Source organism: Ligilactobacillus acidipiscis (genome assembly GCF_900116935.1).
Classification (GTDB): Bacteria; Bacillota; Bacilli; order Lactobacillales; family Lactobacillaceae; genus Ligilactobacillus; species Ligilactobacillus acidipiscis.
Genome location: NZ_LT630287.1, coordinates 188,697 through 212,153 on the forward strand (window position 1 = coordinate 188,697; position 23,457 = coordinate 212,153).

A 23,457-nucleotide genomic window follows, 5' to 3' on the forward strand; every position below is an offset into this window, starting at 1 on the left:
TATTGATTTTAATGATCTTCACTGGTAATATAATTAGTGGGCACTAATGTGATGAGCGCCGACATATTTAAAGTGCAATTCTTGTTGTTAATGTAAAAAAGATCGGACTACATTGCCCACAGTCAAAAATTAAGGAAAGGAGGAACAATAATGTATCATAAAGTGGCTGAAAATATCATTCAGGCAATTCTTGCCAATAAGTATTCAGACAAATTGCCCACTGAAAAGGAGCTCGTTGAGGAATACCAAGTCAGTCGTAACACTATTCGTAAGGCGCTTGATGTTGTTTTTGCGCATGGTTTGCTTCGACGTGTTCGTGGAAGTGGATATTATATTATAAAAAGACCACTCCAGTCACAAACAGTTTTGAACTTGTCGATCGGGTTTGATAAAAATTCAATGGTATCTGGCGGTCCATTGAAGTCTAAGGTCGTTAAGTTTGATACGATCCAAGCTGATGAAAACTTGGCCCAATGGGGAAATGTAGATATAGATACAAGGGTTTATCGTGTAATAAGATTACGATATTTAAAAGACCACTTGTACTCTTTAGAAGAATCTTATTTTCCACGTGAAGTAGTCCCATTTCTTTCGAAAGAAAGTGTACAAAGTTCTATTTTTAGTTTCTTGCGAGATGCATATCAGATGACAGGAAGTACCTCTGAAAACTATGTGCATGTTAACAAACTGGATGAGTGGCAAGCAGATTTGATTGGATGGCAGCAAGGTGAGCGCATTTTGTGTCTTGATGGGATCAACTATTTGGTAAATGGAAAGGTCTTTAACTTTTCCAGGACTTATTTTGTTTATGATAACTTAGCATTGTATTATCATACACAAAATATTGATTTATAGTAGTTCTTATAGAAGTTTGGTATCAGGGGAAATATTTAAAGAATGTCCATTTAAGTCAAATTTAATGAAAACGATTTATTTTAATATTTGGCTTATGCTATATAAGATAGGAGTGTAATGTAAAGTGAACGCATTTATAAATTGGTTAAATAAACATGTTGTTCCGATCGCGGCTAAAATAGGTTCGGTTCGCTGGTTGATCGCACTGCGTGATGCCTTTATCGCTATTATGCCAGCAATGATGGCAGGTGCTGTCGCTAACGTTTTGAATGCTTTGATCCGTGATATTCCTACACAGTTGCACTGGATGGGTATTGTATCTTCAATGCAATGGCTGATCGATATTAATGCCATGGTTTGGACTGGAACTTTAGCAATTTTAGGTTTAATTTTCTCATTTACGTTTGGTTACCAATTGGCAGTTCAATATAAGGTCGAGCCTATTACTGGCGGGATCGTTACTTTGGGTTCATTTATTATTAGTTTGCCTCAAAGTGTAAACTTGCACTTAGGCTCAGCTTTAAGCAAAGGTGCTGTTAAGACTTTGACAGATGCTGGAGCTGCAGTTGCGGGCAAAGATGTTTCTATGTGGGGTTATTTTAATTTTGGTCAATTTTTCGGATCAACTGGTTTCTTTACTGTTATGATCATGGGTGCCATTTCTTCAACGATTTATATTTGGTTGATGAAGAAAAACATTACGATAAAGATGCCTGATTCAGTTCCGCCCGCTGTATCTAATGCTTTTACGGGGATCATTCCGGCCACGGCGGCTTTATATGTAGCCGGGATCATTGGGTATATATTTAGCAAATTTAGCACCACAGTTATCGAATTCATTGCTAAAGTGTTGCAAGATCCATTGTTGAATTTAAGCCAGGGTTTTGGTGCGGTACTTTTAATGACCGTTTTAGTCCAAGTCTTTTGGTTCTTCGGTATTCATGGAACCAACGTTTTAGGGCCTGTTATGGATAGTATCTGGTTAACAGCTCAGTTAGCTAATATCAATGCCTTTCAACAAGGAAAGGCTTTGCCATACTTGTGGACACGTAATAGTTTTGATTTGTATGCTTGGATCGGTGGGGCAGGATCTACTTTACTGTTGTTATTTGCGATTTTAATTTTCTCTAAACGCGATGACCAGCGCTCAGTGGCAAAATTGTCGATTGCACCGGGGTTCTTTAATATTAATGAGCCTGTGATGTTTGGGATGCCGATCGTGTTAGACCCGATCTACTTTATTCCATTTATCTTAGCACCTTCTGTCATGGTATCTATCGCTTATGGTGCGGTTTCACTGGGTTTGGTTGAACCGATCAAGAATCAGATCATCTGGTCAATGCCTCCGGTCCTCAATGTGTTGATCGCTACAATGGATTGGCGTGCGGTCGTACTCCAACTGTTCAATATGTTTGTTGGATTTTTGATTTATATACCGTTTGTTAAGGCAGCTAACAAGCTTAAACCTGCGGAACAATAAAGTCAGCTAAAAACTTTCTAAGTTTACTACTTGGAATCAGTATTGTACTACTCTTTTGCAGTTCCTTGCTCAAGCTGCCTGCTCGTTTATGGGTCATAGGAATTGGCATAGCTGGTGTTATTGGTACTGGCTATTCCTTGCATAAAGTACGTAAACAAGAAAGGATAAGTAAGAATGAAAATTAATGTGACTTTGAATGCGCCAGTGGAATTTTTATACCAGCAATTGATCGAATCAGCTTTAGAAGATATTCGTAAACAAGTTGGTAAAAAAATTTCTTGGCGTGATCTTCCTAATTATACTTATGAAAAGAAATGGGTCAGTGGTCGAGTAGCTAAAATGCACATCGATTCAGCTATTCCGAGCCAAGCATATGGCTATACAATGACTACTGCAGACCAAGAATTTATCGTAGAATATCGCTTAAAGAAGAAAGATGATACCCATACGATTTTGGAGTACACTGAGGATAATCATGCTAAAGACGCAAAAGTCAAAGCTAATCAAAATATAGGTGCGTTTACACTGGGGTGGCTGCGTAAACACCGCTTTAAAAAGATGGCTAGAAAAATGGCAGAACAGTATTATAAACTAAAGGTTGAAAGTTAAAGAATACTTGTGCTGCTTGTTGTATCACGGGTTTTTGTTAATAAAATAGACACAAATTACTCTGCGTCCTATAATTGAGTCGTCAAAAACTAATAAAGGAGAGTAATTTATGTCCACTTCCAGTATACAACAATCAACTCAAAATAAAACCACTTTAATGGCACGTTTTCACAAATTCTTGCAGGTGATCGATTTCGCCCAGGTATTACGTCAGTCCAATGCCTATCGTGTCCGTGGGATCAAACTGACCAAACTTGTCAGCTGGATCTTACTGACTTTGTTCCAACGTTTGACCTTGAACCGATCCGCAACTCCGACTGCTTTTTCGAAGAAAACGGTCCGCAACTTTTTAAATGACCGCCATATCAACTGGCAGCGGCTGGTCAGCTTGGCCGGACGGAACCAGATCGCGGAACTCAGTCCTTTTATCGACTTACGCCGAAAAGCGGCCTTGATCATTGATGACACTTTATTCAAACGAGCTCATTCAAAAAAGACTGAACTATTGGCGAATGTTTATGATCATGCTGCACCGCAAGGACAGCCGCGCTATGTCAAGGGTTTTCGCGGCTTGACGATCGGTTGGAGTGACGGCAATACTTTCCTGCCCCTGAATTTCGCTTTGATGTCATCAGACAAAGCTAAGAATCGGATCGGCCGTGAACCACAAACAACTGATCAGCGGACCTTAGCGGCCCAACGTTATGCTCAGGCTAAACGGCACATGAATGAAGTCGCCGTTGAATTAGTAGCTCAAGTTCTAAAAACCGGGGTCAAGGCCAGCTATGTCCTCTTTGACAGTTGGTACGCCTATCCCAAAGCTTTCAAGCAATTTCAAGAATTAGGTCTCGCTGCTGTTGGTCGGTTAAAAAACACTTCAAAAACTTATTTTAAATATCGCGGGCGCCGTTACAGTGTTCCAATGCTGTTTCAACGCTTTAAAGGTTCAAAATATCGGATCCATGATAACTATCTCTACAGTACGGTCGTTGAGACCGATAACGAGGACCACCTGCGCTTAAAAATAGTCTTTATCCAAAATCGCACGGACAAGGGACACTACATTGCTTTGGCAACTTCTAAACTTAGTCTGACACCGGAAGCGGTCATTCAATTATATGCCCGGAGATGGCAGATCGAGTGTGGTTTCAAGACTTTAAAACAATACCTGCAGTATGACCAGACCCAAACGCAAAGTTATGATGGCTTGTGCGGCCATGTGGCGCTGACATTTTTAGCTTACGATCTGTTGGCTATGATCCAGCGACAGGAGAACGATCCGAAAACCTTAGGCGGCATTTTCTATGCGGCCAATCAGTTTCTCGCGGACATCCCACTTTTACAAGCTGTAAAACAGTTGCTTTTTGCTTTAGCAGAACATTGTGAAAAAACCGCTGATTTTTTTATCACGGGATTATGCAGTCGATTTATCAATTCTTTACCCAATGATCTGCAAGAAATCTTTCACAGCAACGAACTGGTCAGTTGACTAATTAAAGACATTTATAGCTTGAGCTGACAGGCAAAGGCACTAAAAATTAACTTTCAACCTTTAGTTATAAATAAGTAAATGAGACAAAGTGGTTTGAAGCATAGAACTAACGGATTTTATTAAATCGTTGTTTGGTGCAAAAATATGTGTGCACTTATAAAGAGATAAGAGGTTGGACAATGAGACAGTTAGGAATTTCAATTTATCCAGATCAAAGCAGCTTTGAACAAGACCAGCAGTATTTACAATTAGCACATCGATACGGTTATACAAGAATTTTTACCTCCTTGTTGCAGTTGAAAGGCGACGGCGGAAAAGACATTTTAGGCAAGTTTCGTCAAACGGTGGATTACGCCAATCATTTAGGCTTTAAGACAGTCGTTGATGTCAATCCTGATCTGTTCAAAGAATTGGGGTTAAAATACACTGATCTCCATGTGTTACATGATTTGGGTGTCTGGGGCATGCGGCTTGACGAAGGCTTTACGGGTATGGAAGAGGCGCAAATGACTCATAATCCGTACGATCTCAAAATCGAATTAAACATGAGTCAAGGTACGAACTACTTGGACAGTATCATGGCGTATGCACCAGAACTGGACAATTTGATCGGTTGTCATAATTTCTATCCGCAAGAATATAGCGGCTTGAGTGATGAGATCTTTATGGATTATTCACGAAAGTACCGGCAGTATAGCTTGCATACAGCAGCTTTTGTTTCTTCGCACGCAGCTACTTTTGGTCCCTGGCCGGTCAATGAAGGCTTGCCGACCATGGAAAGCGACCGGCAAAGACAAATATACAGTCAGGTGACTCATTTGAAGTTGACTGGCATGGTCGATGACGTGATCATCGGGAATGCTTATGCTTCAGAAGACGAACTAGCTACCGTAGCGGCAGCTTTCAAGAGTGATTACCCTACACTGCATGTTGATCTTGTTGATGAAACAACAGCTTTAGAAAAAGAAATCGTTTTGACGCCTGCGCACCTTTATCGAGGCGATACTTCTGAGTACCTGTTACGTGATACCTTGCCGCGAGTCGTACACAGTGCCGAAAGCATTCCAGCACGTACTAACGGCAGTAGGTTGACGCGCGGGGACATTGTGGTGGTCAATGACGGTTACGCCAGATATAAAGGCGAGTTGCAGATCATTTTAAAGGAGATGCCAAATGACGGGCGGCGTAATGTTGTTGGCAAGCTTTCCGATAGTGATATGCTCTTACTAGATTTGATCAAACCATGGAGCACATTTAACTTAAAGAAAGTATGATTTAGTAACTAAAAAATATTTGAAGAAAGCAGTTTTAGCTTGAAAAGGCTAAGGCTGTTTTTTGGCTACTTGAATTGTCAAATTAAATGCAACACTTTACCAAAATAAACCTCATATGGTGTCTTTCAATCCAAACACTTTTTGCTTTGAATTCATTACCTGGCATCTTGGTATACACCTTACTGGTCAGCGTATTGTGGGTCTGTCTGTGGTGTTCACAGCGATATAACTTTGGAAGGAATCGCAGATCCGATCTTCTTGCAATTTTTAGCCGCAAATGGGACCGCTTATGCTAATCACCAACCACTCCCATATGTCACAACATCGGTTTTCCAATTGTTATGAATTCGATCACGATGATCCCATTTATCTTCGTTCCGTTAGTCTTGGCAACTCTATTTTAATAAGCATTGGATGGATTGCTGCTCCCTCAGCAATGGTCCCATGGACAATGCCGCCGATCATTGGGCCGCTAATGGCAACGGGCTGGGATTGGAGAGCGGCAGTTTGGTCAGCAGTCGAATTGCTCCTGGCTGGCGCAATGTATTTTCCATTCTTTAAAGTTGCTGAAAAGCAGATGCTTATTAAAGAAGCCAATGACACAAATGAATAATTTTCGTTATTAGGAGGTTTTAAATTTGCCACAATTTCGTTTGAACAGCGCAGAAGATTTCGAAAAATTTTATCAACTATATTTCTATGCTTTCAATGCGCTAGATGAACCTAGCTGGCGCAAATATTTTTTTGAGCGTTATCAACATGGTTTGATATATGGAATAAAACAAGGTGAAAAATTGACTAACGGCTTATATAGCCTGCCATTTAAAGTTGACTTTCATGGAACTAAATATTTGATGAGTGGGTAGGGGATGTGGCAACAGCTCCAGAAAGTGCTGGACAATGTGGAGCTAGTACTTTATTACAAGCAGCGCTAAATGAAATGTCAGCTAATAAAGTGACTCTATCATACCTTGCTCCTTTTTCATTTAAATATTACCGGAGATTTGGTTATGAGCAAGTTTTTAACCATTTACAATACTCACTGGATAATAAAAATATTCCAGCTTTCAGGCCACGTGTAAATCAAGGCCATGTTACCCGTGGAAAAATGAAAGATCATTTGCCTGAAGTAGTGCAAATATATGAGCAAACTTCTAAAAATGGTCTAATGGGCGGCTTGTTACGGGACATGTGGTGGTGGGATTACTTGCCTCTTAAAAACAAGTGGTTGACTGGAGTTTACTATGATGAAGAAGAGCAAGTTTCTGGCTATGTAATATACGAGCTCACACAAGAACAGCTAGTAGTCAAAGAAATGATCTATGCAACTAACACTGCTTTTGAGCACTTGTTAAGTTTTATTTTTAATCATAAAAATTCAGTCAGAAAATTTATTTTTGATTCTCCTGATCCGACATACCATGATAGCTTACTATCGGAACCTTACGTGTTGGATGCGCGTGTTGTGCCCTATATGATGGTTAGGATCGTCGATATCAAGGACTTTTTGTTGCGTTATCCTTACGTTAAAAAAGACTTTGAACCATTTGTTTTTGGAATTGAAGACCAGAATTTACCCCAAAATTCCGGTCTGTGGGAACTATCTTCCAAGAAAGGAATGGTCAAGGTAAATAAGTTGAGCGATCTAGCTGCTGACTATCCGGAAAAAATAACCATTCAAGAATTGACCAAAGCTTTATTTGGTACAGAAAAAATGAAAACGATCGTTATGGAAGGTAAAGCTGACTTAAGTTTTGAAACGGCAACTTTGGTGGACGATATATTAGTGAACGAACCACCAAAATTAGTGGACTATTTTTAACAAATAAATTTCTTTACTCGTTTTGTTTTCGAGGCTAGACACAGTTGCTTAGAATAGAAAATGATTTTGTCTTGACCTTATGAACAGCTAAGAAGGAGAAAAAAAATGAAGAAAAAGGTCATTTATTGTTTACTTTCGCTTTTAATGATCGTTTTGTATGGTTGTAGTCAAGAAAGTAAGAGTAGTCAAAAAAATGTAAAAAAGGAACCGCCTGTCAGTTTGACTGATAAGGATAAAAAAGAAACTGCAATGGAACTTGTGTCTAGTGCTGAAAATTCATCTTTAAATTGGAAAAAGCAGTATAGCTATATTGAAGATATCAAAGATGGGCGCGGTTATACGGCTGGGATCATTGGATTTTGTTCAGGGACGGGCGATATGCTTGAGGTCGTAAAAAATTATACTCAAGAACAACCGGACAACAAACTAGCCAAGTTTTTGCCAGCTTTAAAAAAAGTGAATGGTTCTGACTCTCATGAAGGATTGGGTGTTGAATATGAACAGGCTTGGAAGGAAGCCAGCAAAGATCCTGTTTTTCAAAAAGCCCAGAATAAAATTAGGGATCGGGATTATTTCAAACCAGCGGTGAAGCGAGCCAAAAAAGACGGTTTATCTGTTTTAGGACAATTCATTTATTACGATGCCATAGTAATGCATGGACCTGGTGATGGTTCCGTGCCCGCCGACCAAAGCTTTTTCGGTATAAGAAAGACTGCTATGGCGGCTTATAAGACACCTTCTCAAGGCGGTAATGAAAAAAAGTATTTAACTGTCTTTCTAGATAAAAGAGATAAAGTGATGCATATGGAAGACGCGCATGATGATTTAAGCCGGACACAAGCTCAACGTAAATTTTTGAAAGAAAAAAATTACGACTTACCTGGATTATTCATAATTTTACCTTGAGGTCTGCTTTTGGTTGTTGCCGTGCTGTTGCTGACCTTTTTTCTTTTTCACCTGCTGGGTGTACAAAAAGAGCACATCCTGTGCTATTGTAAAGTCGACTAAACACTACAAAGAACAGGAGTGCTCCTAATGTCGACTTTACATCATAAACAGCTTTTATTCAATAAACAAATCAAAATTTCTAATGACGGCGGTGAGCTAGCGAACGATGCGGGGACTTTATTGCTTGCTGAGTTTCTCCATCAACTCCACTTTGACCAGTTTTTAGAGACTAACTTGCGTTTCAAAGATGGTCGCAAGTATTGTACCTTCACTATGAACGATTTATTCAAGCAGTTGTTATTTCAATTACTAGCGGGGTATTCCCAGGATCAGTCTGCTAACACCTTGGCCCAAGCGGCTGATTTCAACTTAGCTCTAAAACAAGCAGTCGCTTCCCAACCGACGCTCTCACGTTTTATCAATCACGTCTCGGCGACAGGCCTTTTCTCCGTCAAGTCTGTAATAATCTCTTTGGCGCACTTAGTCCTGGGCCAGCTGAATCAACATCAGCTGATCCTTGACCTCGACTCCACGCATGCTGATACATTTGGTAACCAAGAAAAAAGTGCTTATAACGGTCATTATCAGACTAACGGTTATCATCCATTACTAGCTTTCGATGCTTTATCGGGCTGCTTATTGAATGCCCAATTACGTCCAGGCAATCGCTATACTTCACAGGGAGCGACTAAATTCTTATTACGGGGCCTACGGGCTATGACCAGTCTTCTTTGGATGTCCTCGTGCGGGGAGATTCTGGTTTCGCAGCGCCAGGGATCTACCGTGCCTGTGATAAAAAACAGGCTAAATTCGTGATCCGCATGAAAGCGAACCGCCAACTCCAAAGTCGGGCTGAGCGCTTGATCCAAGTGGGCGACCACGACTTCAGCGAAACTGAAGTCCAATGGCATGTCCTGCAGGATTACTGTCCCCAAAGTTGGCCACGCCCTTATCGGGTGATCATTAGATCAACTCGGCCAGCGGGAAATTTACTGTTTGACCATGAGTTTATCGTGACCAACTTGGAAGAATTGAGTGGTCCGCAAGTCTTTGCCCTCTATCAACAACGTGGTTCAATGGAAGACTTGATCAAAGAAGTTAAACGCGGTTTTCATTTTGATAAAACGGACAGTTCCAGCTTTAACGCCAATGAGTTTCGCATGTTGGTGGCTGGCACGGCTTACAATATACTCCAAGCCATGAAGAACTTGGTTTTACCACCGGAACTTAAACACGCTCAGGTCGAGACCATCCGCTTTAAATTACTTCATTTGGCAGCTAAGGTCACGCACCACGCCCATCAGATCTGGGTCCATTTATCCCAGACCAATGTGTTTGATAAATTATTCTGGCAGACACTGTTTAAGATCCAAAACATTAAAATATACCCGCTGTGAACTCACAAAATAAAATATATTTTCTAGGGAAAGGGTGAAGTCTGCCCTTTTTTAAGCAATACGACCGCAAAACTAACAAAAAAAGCTTTTTTCTGAGACCACGGTTATTTTGCGCCAAATTTTATTTAAGACAAAAAGTATGAATAATTCAGGACTTAAATAAACCATTAAAATTTAAAATGTATGGTGATCTGTTTAAAATTAAATAAGGCAGATCATCGTAAAGGGGATGCTAATGACGGTCGAAGTGATGTTGTTGGGCGTTTAAGCAGATGACTGACCCTTGCTCACTAAAGTTTTTGAGATCTTGAAGCGCGTTTAATTTAGGTGAATGGATAAAGTTTCACTAAACGAAAATTCTTTAAATGAAAGAAAACGGTACTAGTTAAGGCAACCAGTGCTGTTTTCTTTTTTGCATGTACTTATTTCGAGTATTATAGTTATATAGCATACAAGTAATAGTACTTTAGGATCCGTTTTTGGCTGAGCAGCTAACTGACGGAACCTTTAATATTTGGGTAAGAGATGGTTGTTTGCTGAAGGGACAAGAGGAGGACCACTAATGCAGTTTTATACATATCAATATTTACTTGATAACCAAACTAAATTCCCATATACGAGGATCATTGTGATCACAGTGTTAGCAGTGACCTTTATTGCACTGCTGATTCGGTATTTTTGGGACAAAGGTGACGTAAAATATAAAGATTTAGCAGTTATTGTGGGCACTATGCTGATCTTGACGGCAGCGATCCAGTTTAATGATTATACTAACTTAAAAACTAATACGCAAAAGAGCGGACAAGAGGTTTCTTTAGTTAAAGATGTTGCTAGAAGATTAAAAATTAAACCGCAGAAGTTGAGTGTGAATAGTACACAAACGGATAATGGCGATATTTTAGTCAAAAGTCTGCACGGTTATTATCGCATAATCTTTAATAGTGATAATTCTGCTTATGTCTTAGAAAAAGTCAGTTTAAAATCATCAAAGGTCGAAGTTAAAGGAGAGTAATAGCATGTTCTCATATTCAGATATTTTTTTAAAGCTGGTGATAGGTTTCGTTTTTATCACCTTACTGATCAAGTTCAGCGGAAATGGCAGTCTAGCACCGACATCACCGCTGGATCAACTGCAAAACTACGTCTTAGGCGGAATCATAGGAGGAATTTTATATAACCCTGCGATCTCTGTTGCTCAGTTTATTGTGGTCCTTTCAATTTGGGCATTGCTCATGCTGGTAACTCGATATCTTAAAATACATGTGCATATTGTCGGTAAATTCATCGATGGTGAACCAACAACTATTATTCGCAATGGACAGATATTGGTGGAGAATTGCCTGCGGTCAAATATGTCGGCTAAAGAAATTGATTTTAAATTGCGCTCTGCTGGGGTTTTGGACATTCGTAATGTAAAACGAGCAATTTTAGAACAAAATGGCAGTCTGACAATTTTGGATCAAAACGATGAAGATGTCAGATACCCAGTTATCGTGGATGGAAAAACAGATCCAGATGTCCTAGAAGTCATGCACAAAGACGAAGTATGGTTGAATAATGAACTACAAGCACAAGGCATTACTGATATTAAAGATGTGTATATGGCTAAGTATCGTAATAATCATTGGGAAATCGCTACTTATCTGAAACACTGATGCCTCTTTTTACGGAGAATTGCCAAGCCTACTTTTATGGTGTATTGTTGAGTATATGTGTAACTAAATCGTTTACAATGTGAACTTGAAATAGCCAGTAAATTAATAATTATTGAAGTCTAGTTTTTGATATGAATAGAGTTCAATGAACGCTATATTTGCTGAATTGAGTTGGAAAATATATTTTTGCTCACTTTTTAATGACAAAATCATAAGATATAATTTAAGCTATTGGTCATTGAAGTATTTAAGAGATTAGAATGGAGGAGAAGTATTGGAGGTTTATTATCTAAAATCGAGCGATTTTAAGCCTAAACTTTTCGCACGACCGATGGTAATGGCATTAGGCTTCTTTGATGGAGTTCATCTTGGACATCAGCAAGTCATCAATACGGCACGTAAATTTGGTCAGGAAAAGAACCTGCCCTTGGCCGTAATGACATTTGATCGCCATTCTTCAATGGTATTTGCTGATCCAAAAAAAGCTTCGTTTCGATATTTAAATACATTACAAGAAAAAATTGATCTGATGAAAAGAGAAAAAGTCGACTATCTTTTTGTAGTTGAATTTTCCCGTGACTTTGCCGCTACGAGTCCAGAAGATTTTGTACAAAGATACTTGATCGACTTGCAAGTTAAAGTAGCCGTTGCGGGTTTTGATTTTACGTTCGGCAAGTATGGTCTGGGTGATATGGAACTATTAAAAAAACTGGGTGAGGCTAACTTTCAAACAGTGACAGTTCCTAAAAAAAATGAACACAACCATAAAATAAGTTCCACTAGGATTCGTAAATTGATTTCTGAAGGAAAAATGGAGGATGCTGTTAGTCTGCTTGGTCATGAATATTTGATCGAAGGGAAATTGTTGCCAGATCGAAAGATCATGATCACCAATAAGTTGCAACAGCTTCCTCCAAAAGGAACATATTTGTGCCAGACCCAGATCGGATCAGAACAATACAATGTGCAAATAGATTTCCCCAAGATAACAGATCAGCCTGCTTGCCAAGTTTTACAGGCAGACTTGCAGCAATTTTCCGAGAATAATTTAGAAAAATATGATGAAGTTAAAATAATTTGGCCTCTTAAAGGAAATATTGATGAGGCGGCTTTAAACAATTCAGTTTTCGGATAAAGAGGGTTGAAAGTAATCGCTTGACCACTGTTAGTCACTGTTTATGTGTTAGTGTAAGGTTGTGAATTAATATGAATTATAACATTTTGCCATTTAAATATTTTGTCGATGTTGTGGAAACACAAGGCTTTACATCCGCAGCAAAAAGAAATTTTATTTCGCAAACCGCTATTAGTAATTCTGTGAAAAACCTAGAACAACAGCTGGATGTTCAGTTGATCGACCGCTCGACTTCTCATTTTCTAGTAACCCCAGCGGGAGAAGTTTTATATCATGATTCAATCAAAATAATCAAAGAATATCAGTCTTTTGCTAACAATTTATCCAACTTGAAACATTCGGGGAACCAGAAAAAGCTGTTGAAGATTCGTTATTTACGTGGATTTGGCTATTGGGCAACTGTCCTGGCGAAGAACTTGAAGAAAATGGACCCAACTTTGCAGATCCAAGTGGATACCGAATCGTTTTCTGACAGTATTACGAAACTCGACACTGGTAATTATGATATTTTGGTCAGTTTTTCGACTGCTGTTAGTAAGATCAAGAATATTGATTCTGTGCCGATCGGTAGGGCAAATTTTTGTATCCTAGCTAATAAAGACATTTTCGATGATGAAGGCAAAGTTAAAGCTAAAGTTGTTAAGAAAAAATCGCTTTTTTTGCAGAAGTGGACAGCAACAGACAGCAACGATGTCCAGCAAAAAATTCGCATGATCTTAAAAAAAATGGGTATCAATTATTCAGAGGTAGTTTACTTAGATAGCTTTGATTCTGCCACTGCTAATGTCGAGTTGTCGAAGGGCCTGGCTTTATATCCGCGAGAATTTTCGATCCCTGATTTTTATCCTAATGTCTTGAAATACATTCCAAAATTTCCAGACCTGCAATATGATGTTGTTGCGATCCATAAAAAACCGGAAATTGGCAAATTATTGAATAAGTATTTACAATTTATGAAAGCCTAAGTTAAACATAAAAGGGAAAACCGTCCTAAACTATATCAAATGAGATATAAATCAGGATGGGGTCCCTTTTTTTTATTTGCTGCTCAAGTAAATAGGTTCGTGGTATGTGACGGTTAGCTGGCAAAAGTTTTGCAATCATTATAATTGTGAAAAAAATATCAGCCAGTGATCCTAAATGAACGAAACAAACGTATATTTCTTATTCAGCTTATAAAAATTATAAATATATGTAAAAATAATTGTTAAATAAAGAATTTATTGAAAGCTATAACCTGAAGTTATGAATGAAAACAATTACATGTTACCGTTTTCTAAAAAGTGAATGTACAATAATAATTGTGAAAGAGAATTAAAACTTCTAGCAAAAGATGTCCGGACATCTTTTTATAAGCGCAGGTGTATATGAGGAGGAAACATAATGGCTCAGAAATATTTACTAGCGATCGATGAAGGCACGACAAGTACACGTGCAATAATATTTGATCATGATGGCCAAAAAGTTGCAGAATCTCAAAAAGAGTTTAGACAATATTTTCCCAACCCTGGTTGGGTAGAACATGATGCAAATGAAATTTGGACTTCAGTGCAGTCAACAATTGCAAACGCTTTTATCAACTCGGGCATCAAACCAGATCAAATCGCTGGGATCGGAATTACTAATCAGCGTGAAACTACAGTGATCTGGGATAAAAAGACGGGTTTACCAATTTATCACGCAGTTGTTTGGCAATCACGGCAAACGGCTCCATTAGCTAATAAAATAATTGCTGATGGTTATAAGGACATGATCCATGAAAAAACAGGCTTGATCCCTGATGCATATTTCTCCGCTACCAAGATCCGGTGGATCCTTGATCAAGTACCAGGCGCGCAAGAACGGGCAGAAAACGGTGAGTTGTTGTTTGGAACGATCGATACGTGGCTTGTTTGGAAACTGACAGGCGGCAAAGCTCATGTTACTGATTATTCTAATGCCAGTCGGACGATGCTTTTCAATATTTTTGACTTGAAGTGGGATCAAGAGATCTTAGACTTGTTGCATATTCCAGCTGAGCTGTTGCCTGAAGTTCGTTCCAATTCGGAAGTTTATGGTAATACGATCGATTACCATTTCTATGGCAGTCAGGTCCCGATCTCCGGGATGGCAGGTGACCAGCAAGCGGCATTAGTCGGTCAGTTGGCGTTTGAACCAGGAATGGTCAAGAACACTTACGGGACAGGTGCTTTTACGGTAATGAATACCGGGACTAAACCAAAGCTTTCAGCTAATAATTTATTAACAACGATCGCATATGGGATCAATGGTCAAGTCAATTATGCACTTGAAGGTAGTATCTACGTTGCTGGTTCTGCGATCCAGTGGTTGCGTGATCAAATGGAAATGATAGAAACTGCGCCAGATTCAGAACCAGCCGCTAAAGAATCGACCAGCAACAATGAAGTCTTTGTGGTACCAGCCTTTACCGGCTTAGGTGCTCCATACTGGGATTCTGATGTCAGAGGTGCTGTTTTCGGTTTAACTCGAGGCACTTCACGTAATGACTTTATCAAGGCCACTCTGCAATCGTTAGCTTATCAAAGTCGAGATGTTGTGGATACGATGCAAAAGGACACTGGGATAGACATTCCTAAGTTAAAAGTCGATGGTGGTGCAGCTAAGAATGATTATCTCATGCAGTTCCAGGCAGATATTTTAGGCACTGAGATCGATCGGGCGGCCAACCTTGAAACTACAGCCTTAGGTGCAGCATTCTTAGCTGGTTTGAGTATTGGTTTCTGGGATAGTCTTGACGAGATCAAGAAGATCCAGACTGGCGGTAAAGTATTTAAACCAGAAATGAAAGCAGCTGAACGCGAAACCTTATATTCGGGTTGGCAATCGGCAGTGGCCGCTGCGCAAACATTCTCATTTGAACCATATTCTCCGGATGAAGACCAATAAAGAATAGGAAATAACTGTTTAGAAAACTCAGCCAATAATAAAGGAGAGAAATTTATGTCATTTTCAATCGAAACAAGAAAACAAGAGATCTCCAAGTTAAAAAACGAACAGCTTGATTTGTTAGTCATCGGCGGCGGTATTACAGGAGCAGGTGTTGCTCTTCAAGCTAGTGCCGCAGGAATGAAGACTGCCTTGATAGATATGCAAGACTTTGGCGCTGGAACTTCCTCACGCTCAACACGTTTAGTTCATGGCGGTATTCGTTATCTTAAGAATTTCGATGTGCAAGTTGTTTCAGATACTGTTAAAGAACGTGCTGTAGTACAGCATATTGCTCCTCATATGACCCAAGCTGATCCAATGTTGTTGCCGATCTATGACGAACCTGGGACGACCTTTACAATGTTTTCTGTTAAAGTTGCAATGGATCTTTATGATCATCTGGCAGGTATCGAAGGTGATTCACCATTAACACGATATGCTAACTATACGATCGATAAAGCTGAAGCATTGAAACGCGAACCGCAATTGAACTCTGAAAACTTGGAAGGCGCGGGCGTTTATTTAGATTACCAAAACAACGACTCCCGTTTGGTAGTTGAAAATATTAAGAAGGCTCATGATGAAGGCGGAATAATGCTCAGCCGGGTCAAGTGTGTTGAGATCTTGCATGATGAAAATGGTAAAGTGAACGGTGCCCGTGTCAAAGACTTATTAACAGACGAGGAATTTGAGATCAAGGCCAATGTTGTGATCAATACTTCTGGTCCATGGTCAGACTTGGTGCGTGGCACAGACGATAAGAGCTCCAAAAAGTCGCAAATGCGTCCGACAAAAGGGGTCCATTTAGTTGTTGACCAGTCACGTTTAAGCGTTCCACAACCAACCTACTTTGGTTCGGGTACAGATGATGGGCGCATGATTTTTACTATCCCACGAGAAGGTAAGACATACTTTGGTACAACCGATACAGATTACGATGGCGATTTGGAAAATCCTAAGGTTGACCAATCTGATGTTGACTACTTGTTGAAGATCATTAACAAGAAATATCCAAGTGCGCATTTAACAATTGATGACGTTGAAGCAAGTTGGGCAGGTATTCGTCCGTTAGTTGCTGCTGAAGACGAAGGAAAAGAAGAGGAAGTTGATGCAGTTTCAGGCGCTAGTGATGCCAGTGATACTTCAGCTCCTTCAGCAGTTTCTCGTGGAAGTTCGTTGAAGATGGCGGATGATGGATTGATCACATTAGCTGGCGGTAAATTGACCGACTACCGGGTAATGGCTAATGGTGCAATGGATATGATCGTTGCTGCCTTGAAAGATTCATTTGGTGAAAGCTTTGAATTAAAAGATTCAGCACAGATCAAGGTTTCAGGTGGAGATTTTGATTCAGATCACGCAGAAGATGCTTTGGATGAGATCGCTAAAGAAGGCATTAAAGTCGGTTTGGCCAAGGATGAAGCTCATGAAATTGCAAGTTTGTTTGGTTCCAACGCTCATAATATTTTCCAACGCGCAAAGGTTATCCGACCTGCAGAGGGATTGAGTTTGGGAGAAACTGCTGCTTTAAACTATTCACTTGATGAAGAAATGACATTATCAGCTGTTGATTATCTCATGCGGCGGACTTATCACATTTTATTCAAGAGTGACAAGTTGGATATCGTGGCTCCAGCCGTTATCAAAGAAATGACTAAGTACTTTGACTGGGATGACGATGAAGTAGCTCGTCAAGAAAAAGAATTAGACGACGTTATCCAAGAATCCATGTTGGTAGAACTCAAGCAAGAAGTTAAAGCTGCAAAATAGCTTTTAAATGAAGAGAGAAGCTTGTGGTTGGAAATGTTTATTAAATAAAGGTGGAGAATTAATTGATCGCAGTTAGGTATTGTTCTAAATCAGGTAATACGAAGAAAGTTGCTAAACTTCTAGGCGAAAAAATTAGGTGTAGAAGCTTTGTCCGTTGAGGAACCTCTGACGGGGCAGATCGATAAATTATACTTGGGCGGGGCCGTTCACGGTAAGATGTATCCTGAATTAAAAAAATTCGCTCAGGAGCTTGATCCAAGTCAAATTGGTGAAGTATTTATGTTTGGAACTTCAGGCGGTGTTTTTTCCATCAAAAAAGAATTGATGTCTGCACTGAAGGAAAACGGCGTTAGGATCGGTAAAGATACTATGTTTCCGCATGGATTTGCTCCGAAAATAAAATCAGATCTGAACGATAACCAACTTGCAGAAGTAGATAAATTTATTGAAGCAACAAAATAAATAATGTGTGCCAACTCCGCAAATAACTCACTGTCACCTCGTCTTTTGGATGGGGTGATTTTTAGCTAACAAAAAATTTTTAATATTAAAAAAGCAGTAATCCCAAAATAACGGGTCTACACTTTTTAGTGTTGATGGTAAAATCATCAGCACTATTTTTGTACAAAAAAGGACATCATTTGTCCTCATATGCTACGATTAAAGCGATAAAACCAAATCAAAGCGAGGTATAAATGATGTCCCAAACTGATTCTATCCTAAATTTACTCAATATCCAAGACCCAAATATCAAAATTTCAGCTTGTACTGATTTTTCACAGGCCGGAGTTCACGAAAAACTGCTTTCAGCTACGCTGACTTACCCCGTCGAACGCTGTGTTAATTGTGGTTCCACGAATCTTGTTCAGAATGGGACCCGCCTGACCAAGATGAAACTGCCCAGCCTAGGTGAACAACCGCTCCGCATGAACCTGCGCAAACAGCGTTATCTGTGCCGAACTTGCCACCATACTTTTAGCGCGCAGACGCAGCTCGCTCCGCCTCGGCACTCGATCACCCGCCAAGCAGTCCACGAAATCGCGACTTTAGCTAAGAACTCACTGCCAGTCAAGACGATCAGCCAGGCCGTGGGGATCTCAGCTTCCTCGGTTCAACGGATCTTGTATAAGGATCAGCGGGCTTTAGTAACGCCAAAAGAGCTGCCGACAGCTCTCAGCTTTGACGAATTTCGTTCAACTAAGAACTGCTTTTCTTTTATCTGCATTGACGCAAAAACCCATGATTTGGTCGCCTTATTGCCAGATCGTCTCTCGCAGACGATCCGCGAGTATTTCACCAATACTTATACACTTTCTGAGCGTCAAAAAGTTCAACTGGTGACCATGGATCTGAATGCGCAGTATCAGACTTTCGTCCGTCGTCTTTTTCCTAACGCACTGATCGTCTTTGACCGTTTCCATATTGTTCAGTTAGCGGGTCGGGCACTTGACCATGAACGGCTGCGTGTTTTAAAAGGGATCAACGACCACCACGACCGCAACTATAAAGTTTTAAAAAGCAACTGGCGCTTATTCCACTTAGCTGAAAATCAACTTGAGACCTCCCAGGTTAAATATTATCGGGGATTAAATGAATACACGACTGCCCAAAATGTGGTCGATCTGGGACTCAAGAATTTTCCACAGTTCGCAGAAAACTATCAGACCTATCAAACGATCTTAACCTTTATTCGCAACCGCGATCGGGCTACTTTACAACAATTAGTTATGAACTACCGTCCCAATGGTACTGAAATGGATACCGTCATGAGGACCATTCAAAAGAACTACTTAGGGATCAGGAACGCTTGTCTCTATGACTACTCTAATGGGCCGTTAGAGGGGATCAATCGCAAGATCAAAGAACTTAAACGTAGCTGTTACGGATTCAGTAACTTAAGGCATTTCTTTATCCGCATCAAATTGATCCATGCCTAAGATAAAAAATTTAGGTCAACACTGTGGGAGGCAGGTGCGGGCCCATTTCGCTACGCTTCGGACCCGCACCTGCCTCCCAACCCAAACACTTTAATCTAGCTATGGCAGTAAAAAAAGAACCCTACCATAAAGATAGAATTCTATGGGCCATCAACACTATTTGACAAAGTCCCAAAATAACTTTGGAATTACTGCTGATCATTTAAAGTGATGGGCGGCCAGGGGCTCGAACCCTGGACCCACGGATTAAGAGTCCGTTGCTCTACCAACTGAGCTAGCCGCCCATATGTGTTTTACGTAACACCAACAATAATTATAATAGCAATAAATTGAAATGAATGCAAGCTTTTTTTGAACTAACAACGTAAAAAATATCGGGGAAAAAAGACGCGATGATTAGTTTAAACTGCGTTGGTACTAGCCGTAGAGTCTGTTCTCAAAATAGAATAGACAGCTTCATCACACACACCATTATTATTGGTCCCATGTTGATACAATATTTTTTCAAAGGCCATGCCGGCTTTTTTCATTACTTTTCCAGAATTAGGATTATTAGTGTCATGGCGAGCTTCTATGCGCTCCACAGCTGTGTATGTGAATAAAAAGTTGAGTACTTTTATCAATGCTTCTGCCGCGAAGCCTTGACCTCACCATTTTTTTCCTAAACAATAACCGATTTCCATAGTTTTTTGGGCTTTGTCTTGATTTACAACTGTAATAGTTCCAATTAATTCGTCTGTGTCTTTGATCACGATCCCCCAGTCAAAAAAGGCGGGGTCTTGGTACTGCTTTTCACGCCATTTGAGCCCCATTTTTGTAATAGAGATATTTTGGTGGGGCTGCCAGGTCAAGTATTTGGTGACAAGTGGATCATTAGCCCAGTTAGCGAACATGGCAGGTACATCACTGATGGCTAATCTTCTTAAAATGAGGTGGTTTGTTGTTAAAGGTTGAGTACCATTCACAGGCATCACCTTCTTTTAATAATTATGGTAGTTCAAATTGTTAGTTAAAATATACAATTTTTCTCTAAAAATTACAATTTCAGGGAAAATAATGAATAATTTTGGACAAATTTGCATAAATAATCAAAAATGGGTTGAAAAATGAAATAAAATACAGTATGCTTGTCAACATAGAAATTAAAGACAGGTTAAAAAACGAAAGAGGATGTTCACAAATGAAGGGGAAAAAGAAGATTTACATAGTATTAGCATTTTTGGCAGTATTTTGTCTGGTCTTGACAGCTTGCGGTAAGAAAGATACAGATAATAGTGTTCAGGAGATCAAGGATAAGAAGACTTTAGTTGTCGGGACATCGGCAGACTATGCTCCCTTTGAATTTCCGATCGTCAAAAATGGTAAAAAACAAATCGTTGGGTATGACATTATGATCGCGCAAAAGATTGCCGACAAATTGGGTGTTAAGCTAAAAATTGTCAACACAGAATTTCCTTCACTTGTGTCAGAATTAAAAGATAACAAAGTTGACATGGTAATGGCTGGAATGGTCTCGACTAAAGCACGTAAAAAGCAAGTTGGTTTTTCTGATAGTTACTTTAAGATCAAAAACCAAGTGCTGGTCAAAAAAGGTGAAGCTAACAAGTATAAGAAAGCAGATACAGACTTTAAGAATAAATCCGTAGGGGTGCAACAAACAACGACTCAAGAAACGATCGCTAAAGACCAGATGAAAGGTGCTAATGTTGTTTCTGAATCGAAAGTCACGGCCTTAACGACAGAGTTGAAGAAGGACAAGCTAGACGCAGTAGTAGTGGAAAATACGGTTGCTGACAACTACGTCAAGAATTTCCCGAATGATTACGAAATCGCACCAGCCAAATTACAAACACCAAAGGATCTGGAAAACATTAATGTTGCAACCAGAAAATCTGATAAGAAATTGATCACACAAGTTAATAAAGTTATTGCTCAGTTAAAGAAGAGCGGCGAACTCGACAAGATGTTGCAGAAAGCACAAACACTGCAAGCTGAAAACAAATAATGGCAGGTCAAGGTACTGCTTTTTCATTGAGTACTGTGAAATTAGACTATAGAGCATTCAATGTGATGTTTTATAGTCTTTTCGGCTACGAAAGTGCATAAGATTTGGAGGAAGAATATGTTTGATTTTTTAGGACAATATTATAAGTTGTTTTTACAGGGAACAGGATTGACGATCATTATTTCGATCATTGGGATCTTGTTAGGGATCCTGTTAGGATTGGTACTGGTCTTGTTACGGCGGTCTAAACTTAAAATCCTGCAATATATTTCACGGATCTATGTTTCGATTGTTCGAGGGACTCCCTCGATGATCCAAGTCATGTTGATCTATTACTCAATTTCAAAAGGCTTAGAAATTTCGCAGGTGCAAGTTTTGGGTTCAGGGCTTGACCGGATCATCCCAGGCTCGATCGCCTTAGGATTAAACTCGGCTGCTTATACTTCTGAAATTTTCCGTTCCGGGATCATCTCAGTACCCACTGGTCAGATGGAAGCAGGACTTTCTTTAGGAATGAGCGAACGGACGACTTTATTTTCTATCATTTTGCCCCAGGCAGTTCGCAATATTCTGCCTGCTTTAGGCAATGAGTTTATTACATTGATCAAGGAGTCATCAGTCTTGTTTTATATCGGTGTGCAAGAAGTTACGGCCCAAGCATTGGGTGTCGGCGGCACTCTTTACGACTACATCGCTCCATTGCTCGTGGCAGCTGTGATTTATTGGATCTTGACCAGCGTTATGGCCTGGATCTTAGAGATCTTCGAGAAGCGAATGGGCAAAAAATATGAGATAGCCGCATAAAAATATACTATCAGCTTAAAGCTCATAGTATCTAGATCCTTACGCTTGCACAGTCCTGTTTTATAGTCGAGTTTTGCATGGTAGAAGGCTGGACCTAAGCGGCTTTCTGAATGCCCATGCTTCACGCTGCTTTACATTTTGAGGGGGAAAATCATGGTAAAACCAGTAGCAAAATTATTTCGAGATCCTGCTAAAAATATTATGGCCGAAATTGGGAAAACGGCGGCTTTAATGAAAAATGTGATCGACTTATCGATCGGAGACCCTGATATGGATACTCCTAGGCCAATCGTTAATGCAACGACCCAAGCAATGTTGGAAGGAAACACTCATTACACTGCTTCGGATGGAGATCCGCGATATTTGCAAACGATCGTAAATTTCCATAACCAGCATTTTGGCTCTAATTATGGTTTAGATAATGTTCGTACGACCGTTGGTGCCAGTCACGCTACGGACTTGGCTTTTGGAGCTTTACTTGATCCTGAAGATGAAGTGATTATTTTTGAACCATACTTTGCACCATATAAAGTTCAAGTTGAACAGTTTCATGGCAAACCAGTTTTTGTCACTTGCAAAGCCGAAAATAATTTTCAGCCGCAAAAAGAAGATATCGAGGCCGCTATTACTCCCAAGACTAAGGTGATCCTAGTCAATTCACCTAATAATCCCACGGGAGCAGTGTATGATCAAAAGGTCTTGCAAGATATTGTCACTCTTGCTGAGAAATATGATTTGTATCTGATCGCAGATGAAGTTTATTGGCCGTATGTTTTTAATGAACGGACTTTTATACCGCTTGAAAACTTAGCCCCCAAACGTACTATCGTTACGGGTTCTTTGTCTAAGGTCTTTGCGATGACTGGCTTTAGGATCGGCTATATGTTGGCACCAAAAGAGCTGATCACAGCGGCCGGCCTGTTAAATGAAGGTGTGACATACACAGCTCCAAGCATGGCGCAAGTTGCGGGTACTTATGGGTTACAAAATGTTCATGAACTGGCTGCACCATTACAAGATGAATTTGGCAAACGCCTGATTTATTTAAGTAAAGAGCTGAATAAGCTGTCGTGGGCTAAAACAATCCCGGTCGCTGGCAGTATTTACCTATTTTTGGATATCACTGGTTCAGGAATGGATGATATTGAATTTAGCGACTACTTGTTTGAGCAAGCTGGGATCTTAGTCATTCCTGGTCAGGCATTTGGACAAGGAGGACGTGGTTTTGTGCGGATCGCTGCAACACAAAACATGGAAACGTTGAAAAAAGCGGTTGTCGGCTTTAACGCTTTAAGTTTTGCTGACCAGCAAACGGTTAAATAGGG

At 39.9% G+C, this 23,457-nt stretch carries 19 protein-coding genes, 1 tRNA gene and 3 pseudogenes; 21 read left to right on the forward strand and 2 right to left on the reverse strand.

Annotation, left to right across the window (positions count from 1 at the left end):
• Positions 1-150: 150 nt before the first annotated feature.
• From BQ5903_RS00870 to BQ5903_RS00955, 18 genes and pseudogenes are all read left to right on the forward strand, one after another.
• Positions 151-855, forward strand: a complete 705-nt coding sequence (locus BQ5903_RS00870; protein WP_010495333.1) for a GntR family transcriptional regulator — start codon at positions 151-153, stop codon at positions 853-855.
• A gap of 124 nt (positions 856-979) precedes the next feature.
• Positions 980-2,335: a PTS sugar transporter subunit IIC gene (locus tag BQ5903_RS00875; protein WP_010495332.1), complete on the forward strand. Its 1,356-nt coding sequence runs from the start codon at positions 980-982 to the stop codon at positions 2,333-2,335.
• Positions 2,336-2,509: 174 nt separating this feature from the next.
• Positions 2,510-2,944 carry a DUF3284 domain-containing protein gene (locus BQ5903_RS00880; protein ID WP_056988050.1) on the forward strand — a complete coding sequence of 145 codons (435 nt, stop codon included), beginning with the start codon at positions 2,510-2,512 and terminating at the stop codon, positions 2,942-2,944.
• A 109-nt stretch (positions 2,945-3,053) separates the two neighbouring features.
• Positions 3,054-4,433, forward strand: coding sequence for an IS4 family transposase (locus tag BQ5903_RS00885; protein WP_010499958.1), 1,380 nt, complete (start codon positions 3,054-3,056; stop codon positions 4,431-4,433).
• Positions 4,434-4,615: 182 nt separating this feature from the next.
• A complete protein-coding gene (locus tag BQ5903_RS00890; RefSeq protein WP_010495318.1) occupies positions 4,616-5,710 on the forward strand; it encodes a DUF871 domain-containing protein in 1,095 nt (364 codons plus the stop codon).
• Between the two features lie 436 nt (positions 5,711-6,146).
• Entirely contained in the window at positions 6,147-6,323 is a 177-nt protein-coding gene (locus tag BQ5903_RS12100) for a hypothetical protein (protein ID WP_010495317.1), read from the forward strand.
• A gap of 40 nt (positions 6,324-6,363) precedes the next feature.
• Positions 6,364-7,187: pseudogene (locus BQ5903_RS12105) on the forward strand (GNAT family N-acetyltransferase); the annotation flags it as partial.
• Positions 7,188-7,532, forward strand: a complete 345-nt coding sequence (locus BQ5903_RS12110; RefSeq protein WP_231920949.1) for a sterol carrier protein domain-containing protein — start codon at positions 7,188-7,190, stop codon at positions 7,530-7,532.
• Positions 7,533-7,637: 105 nt separating this feature from the next.
• On the forward strand, positions 7,638-8,438 hold the full coding sequence (locus BQ5903_RS00910; RefSeq protein WP_056988195.1) for a chitosanase: 801 nt from the start codon (positions 7,638-7,640) through the stop codon (positions 8,436-8,438).
• A 129-nt stretch (positions 8,439-8,567) separates the two neighbouring features.
• Positions 8,568-9,877: pseudogene (locus BQ5903_RS12615) on the forward strand (IS1380 family transposase).
• A 562-nt stretch (positions 9,878-10,439) separates the two neighbouring features.
• Complete coding sequence (locus BQ5903_RS00920; protein WP_010495311.1) at positions 10,440-10,889, forward strand: DUF3290 family protein; 450 nt, start codon at positions 10,440-10,442, stop codon at positions 10,887-10,889.
• A gap of 4 nt (positions 10,890-10,893) precedes the next feature.
• On the forward strand, positions 10,894-11,532 hold the full coding sequence (locus BQ5903_RS00925) for a DUF421 domain-containing protein (RefSeq protein ID WP_010495310.1): 639 nt from the start codon (positions 10,894-10,896) through the stop codon (positions 11,530-11,532).
• A 274-nt stretch (positions 11,533-11,806) separates the two neighbouring features.
• Complete coding sequence (locus tag BQ5903_RS00930; protein ID WP_056972262.1) at positions 11,807-12,667, forward strand: FAD synthetase family protein; 861 nt, start codon at positions 11,807-11,809, stop codon at positions 12,665-12,667.
• A 71-nt stretch (positions 12,668-12,738) separates the two neighbouring features.
• A complete protein-coding gene (locus BQ5903_RS00935) occupies positions 12,739-13,632 on the forward strand; it encodes a LysR family transcriptional regulator (protein ID WP_079578419.1) in 894 nt (297 codons plus the stop codon).
• Between the two features lie 418 nt (positions 13,633-14,050).
• Positions 14,051-15,574 carry a glycerol kinase GlpK gene (glpK, locus tag BQ5903_RS00940; protein ID WP_079578421.1) on the forward strand — a complete coding sequence of 508 codons (1,524 nt, stop codon included), beginning with the start codon at positions 14,051-14,053 and terminating at the stop codon, positions 15,572-15,574.
• A gap of 54 nt (positions 15,575-15,628) precedes the next feature.
• Positions 15,629-17,386 carry an FAD-dependent oxidoreductase gene (locus tag BQ5903_RS00945; protein WP_010495301.1) on the forward strand — a complete coding sequence of 586 codons (1,758 nt, stop codon included), beginning with the start codon at positions 15,629-15,631 and terminating at the stop codon, positions 17,384-17,386.
• Between the two features lie 147 nt (positions 17,387-17,533).
• On the forward strand, positions 17,534-17,848 hold the full coding sequence (locus tag BQ5903_RS00950; protein ID WP_010495299.1) for an NADPH-dependent FMN reductase family protein: 315 nt from the start codon (positions 17,534-17,536) through the stop codon (positions 17,846-17,848).
• Between the two features lie 233 nt (positions 17,849-18,081).
• Positions 18,082-19,323, forward strand: a complete 1,242-nt coding sequence (locus tag BQ5903_RS00955) for an ISL3 family transposase (RefSeq protein WP_079578423.1) — start codon at positions 18,082-18,084, stop codon at positions 19,321-19,323.
• A gap of 211 nt (positions 19,324-19,534) precedes the next feature.
• Here the strand turns inward: BQ5903_RS00955 and BQ5903_RS00960 are convergent.
• Positions 19,535-19,607, reverse strand: a tRNA-Lys gene (locus tag BQ5903_RS00960).
• Between the two features lie 117 nt (positions 19,608-19,724).
• Positions 19,725-20,294: pseudogene (locus BQ5903_RS00965) on the reverse strand (GNAT family N-acetyltransferase).
• Between the two features lie 209 nt (positions 20,295-20,503).
• Between BQ5903_RS00965 and BQ5903_RS00970 the strand changes: the two are divergent.
• The 3 genes from BQ5903_RS00970 to BQ5903_RS00980 all read left to right on the forward strand — a co-directional run bounded on the left by BQ5903_RS00970 (position 20,504) and on the right by BQ5903_RS00980 (position 23,455).
• Entirely contained in the window at positions 20,504-21,328 is an 825-nt protein-coding gene (locus tag BQ5903_RS00970; protein ID WP_079578425.1) for a transporter substrate-binding domain-containing protein, read from the forward strand.
• Positions 21,329-21,445: 117 nt separating this feature from the next.
• Positions 21,446-22,132: an amino acid ABC transporter permease gene (locus tag BQ5903_RS00975; protein WP_079578427.1), complete on the forward strand. Its 687-nt coding sequence runs from the start codon at positions 21,446-21,448 to the stop codon at positions 22,130-22,132.
• A 153-nt stretch (positions 22,133-22,285) separates the two neighbouring features.
• Positions 22,286-23,455, forward strand: a complete 1,170-nt coding sequence (locus BQ5903_RS00980) for a pyridoxal phosphate-dependent aminotransferase (RefSeq protein ID WP_079578429.1) — start codon at positions 22,286-22,288, stop codon at positions 23,453-23,455.
• Positions 23,456-23,457 lie beyond the last annotated feature (2 nt).

Bases quoted from the DNA above. Each gene is read 5' to 3' on its own strand.
- BQ5903_RS00980 (WP_079578429.1), top strand. From the start codon at position 22,286: ATGGTAAAACCAGTAGCAAAATTATTTCGAGATCCTGCTAAAAATATT.
- BQ5903_RS12100 (WP_010495317.1), top strand. From the start codon at position 6,147: ATGGTCCCATGGACAATGCCGCCGATCATTGGGCCGCTAATGGCAACG.
- BQ5903_RS00935 (WP_079578419.1), top strand. From the start codon at position 12,739: ATGAATTATAACATTTTGCCATTTAAATATTTTGTCGATGTTGTGGAA.
- BQ5903_RS00910 (WP_056988195.1), top strand. From the start codon at position 7,638: ATGAAGAAAAAGGTCATTTATTGTTTACTTTCGCTTTTAATGATCGTT.
- BQ5903_RS00885 (WP_010499958.1), top strand. From the start codon at position 3,054: ATGTCCACTTCCAGTATACAACAATCAACTCAAAATAAAACCACTTTA.
- BQ5903_RS00890 (WP_010495318.1), top strand. From the start codon at position 4,616: ATGAGACAGTTAGGAATTTCAATTTATCCAGATCAAAGCAGCTTTGAA.
- BQ5903_RS00880 (WP_056988050.1), top strand. From the start codon at position 2,510: ATGAAAATTAATGTGACTTTGAATGCGCCAGTGGAATTTTTATACCAG.
- BQ5903_RS00975 (WP_079578427.1), top strand. From the start codon at position 21,446: ATGTTTGATTTTTTAGGACAATATTATAAGTTGTTTTTACAGGGAACA.
- BQ5903_RS00870 (WP_010495333.1), top strand. From the start codon at position 151: ATGTATCATAAAGTGGCTGAAAATATCATTCAGGCAATTCTTGCCAAT.
- BQ5903_RS00920 (WP_010495311.1), top strand. From the start codon at position 10,440: ATGCAGTTTTATACATATCAATATTTACTTGATAACCAAACTAAATTC.
- BQ5903_RS00945 (WP_010495301.1), top strand. From the start codon at position 15,629: ATGTCATTTTCAATCGAAACAAGAAAACAAGAGATCTCCAAGTTAAAA.
- BQ5903_RS12110 (WP_231920949.1), top strand. From the start codon at position 7,188: ATGGTTAGGATCGTCGATATCAAGGACTTTTTGTTGCGTTATCCTTAC.
- BQ5903_RS00925 (WP_010495310.1), top strand. From the start codon at position 10,894: ATGTTCTCATATTCAGATATTTTTTTAAAGCTGGTGATAGGTTTCGTT.
- BQ5903_RS00970 (WP_079578425.1), top strand. From the start codon at position 20,504: ATGAAGGGGAAAAAGAAGATTTACATAGTATTAGCATTTTTGGCAGTA.
- BQ5903_RS00955 (WP_079578423.1), top strand. From the start codon at position 18,082: ATGATGTCCCAAACTGATTCTATCCTAAATTTACTCAATATCCAAGAC.
- glpK (WP_079578421.1), top strand. From the start codon at position 14,051: ATGGCTCAGAAATATTTACTAGCGATCGATGAAGGCACGACAAGTACA.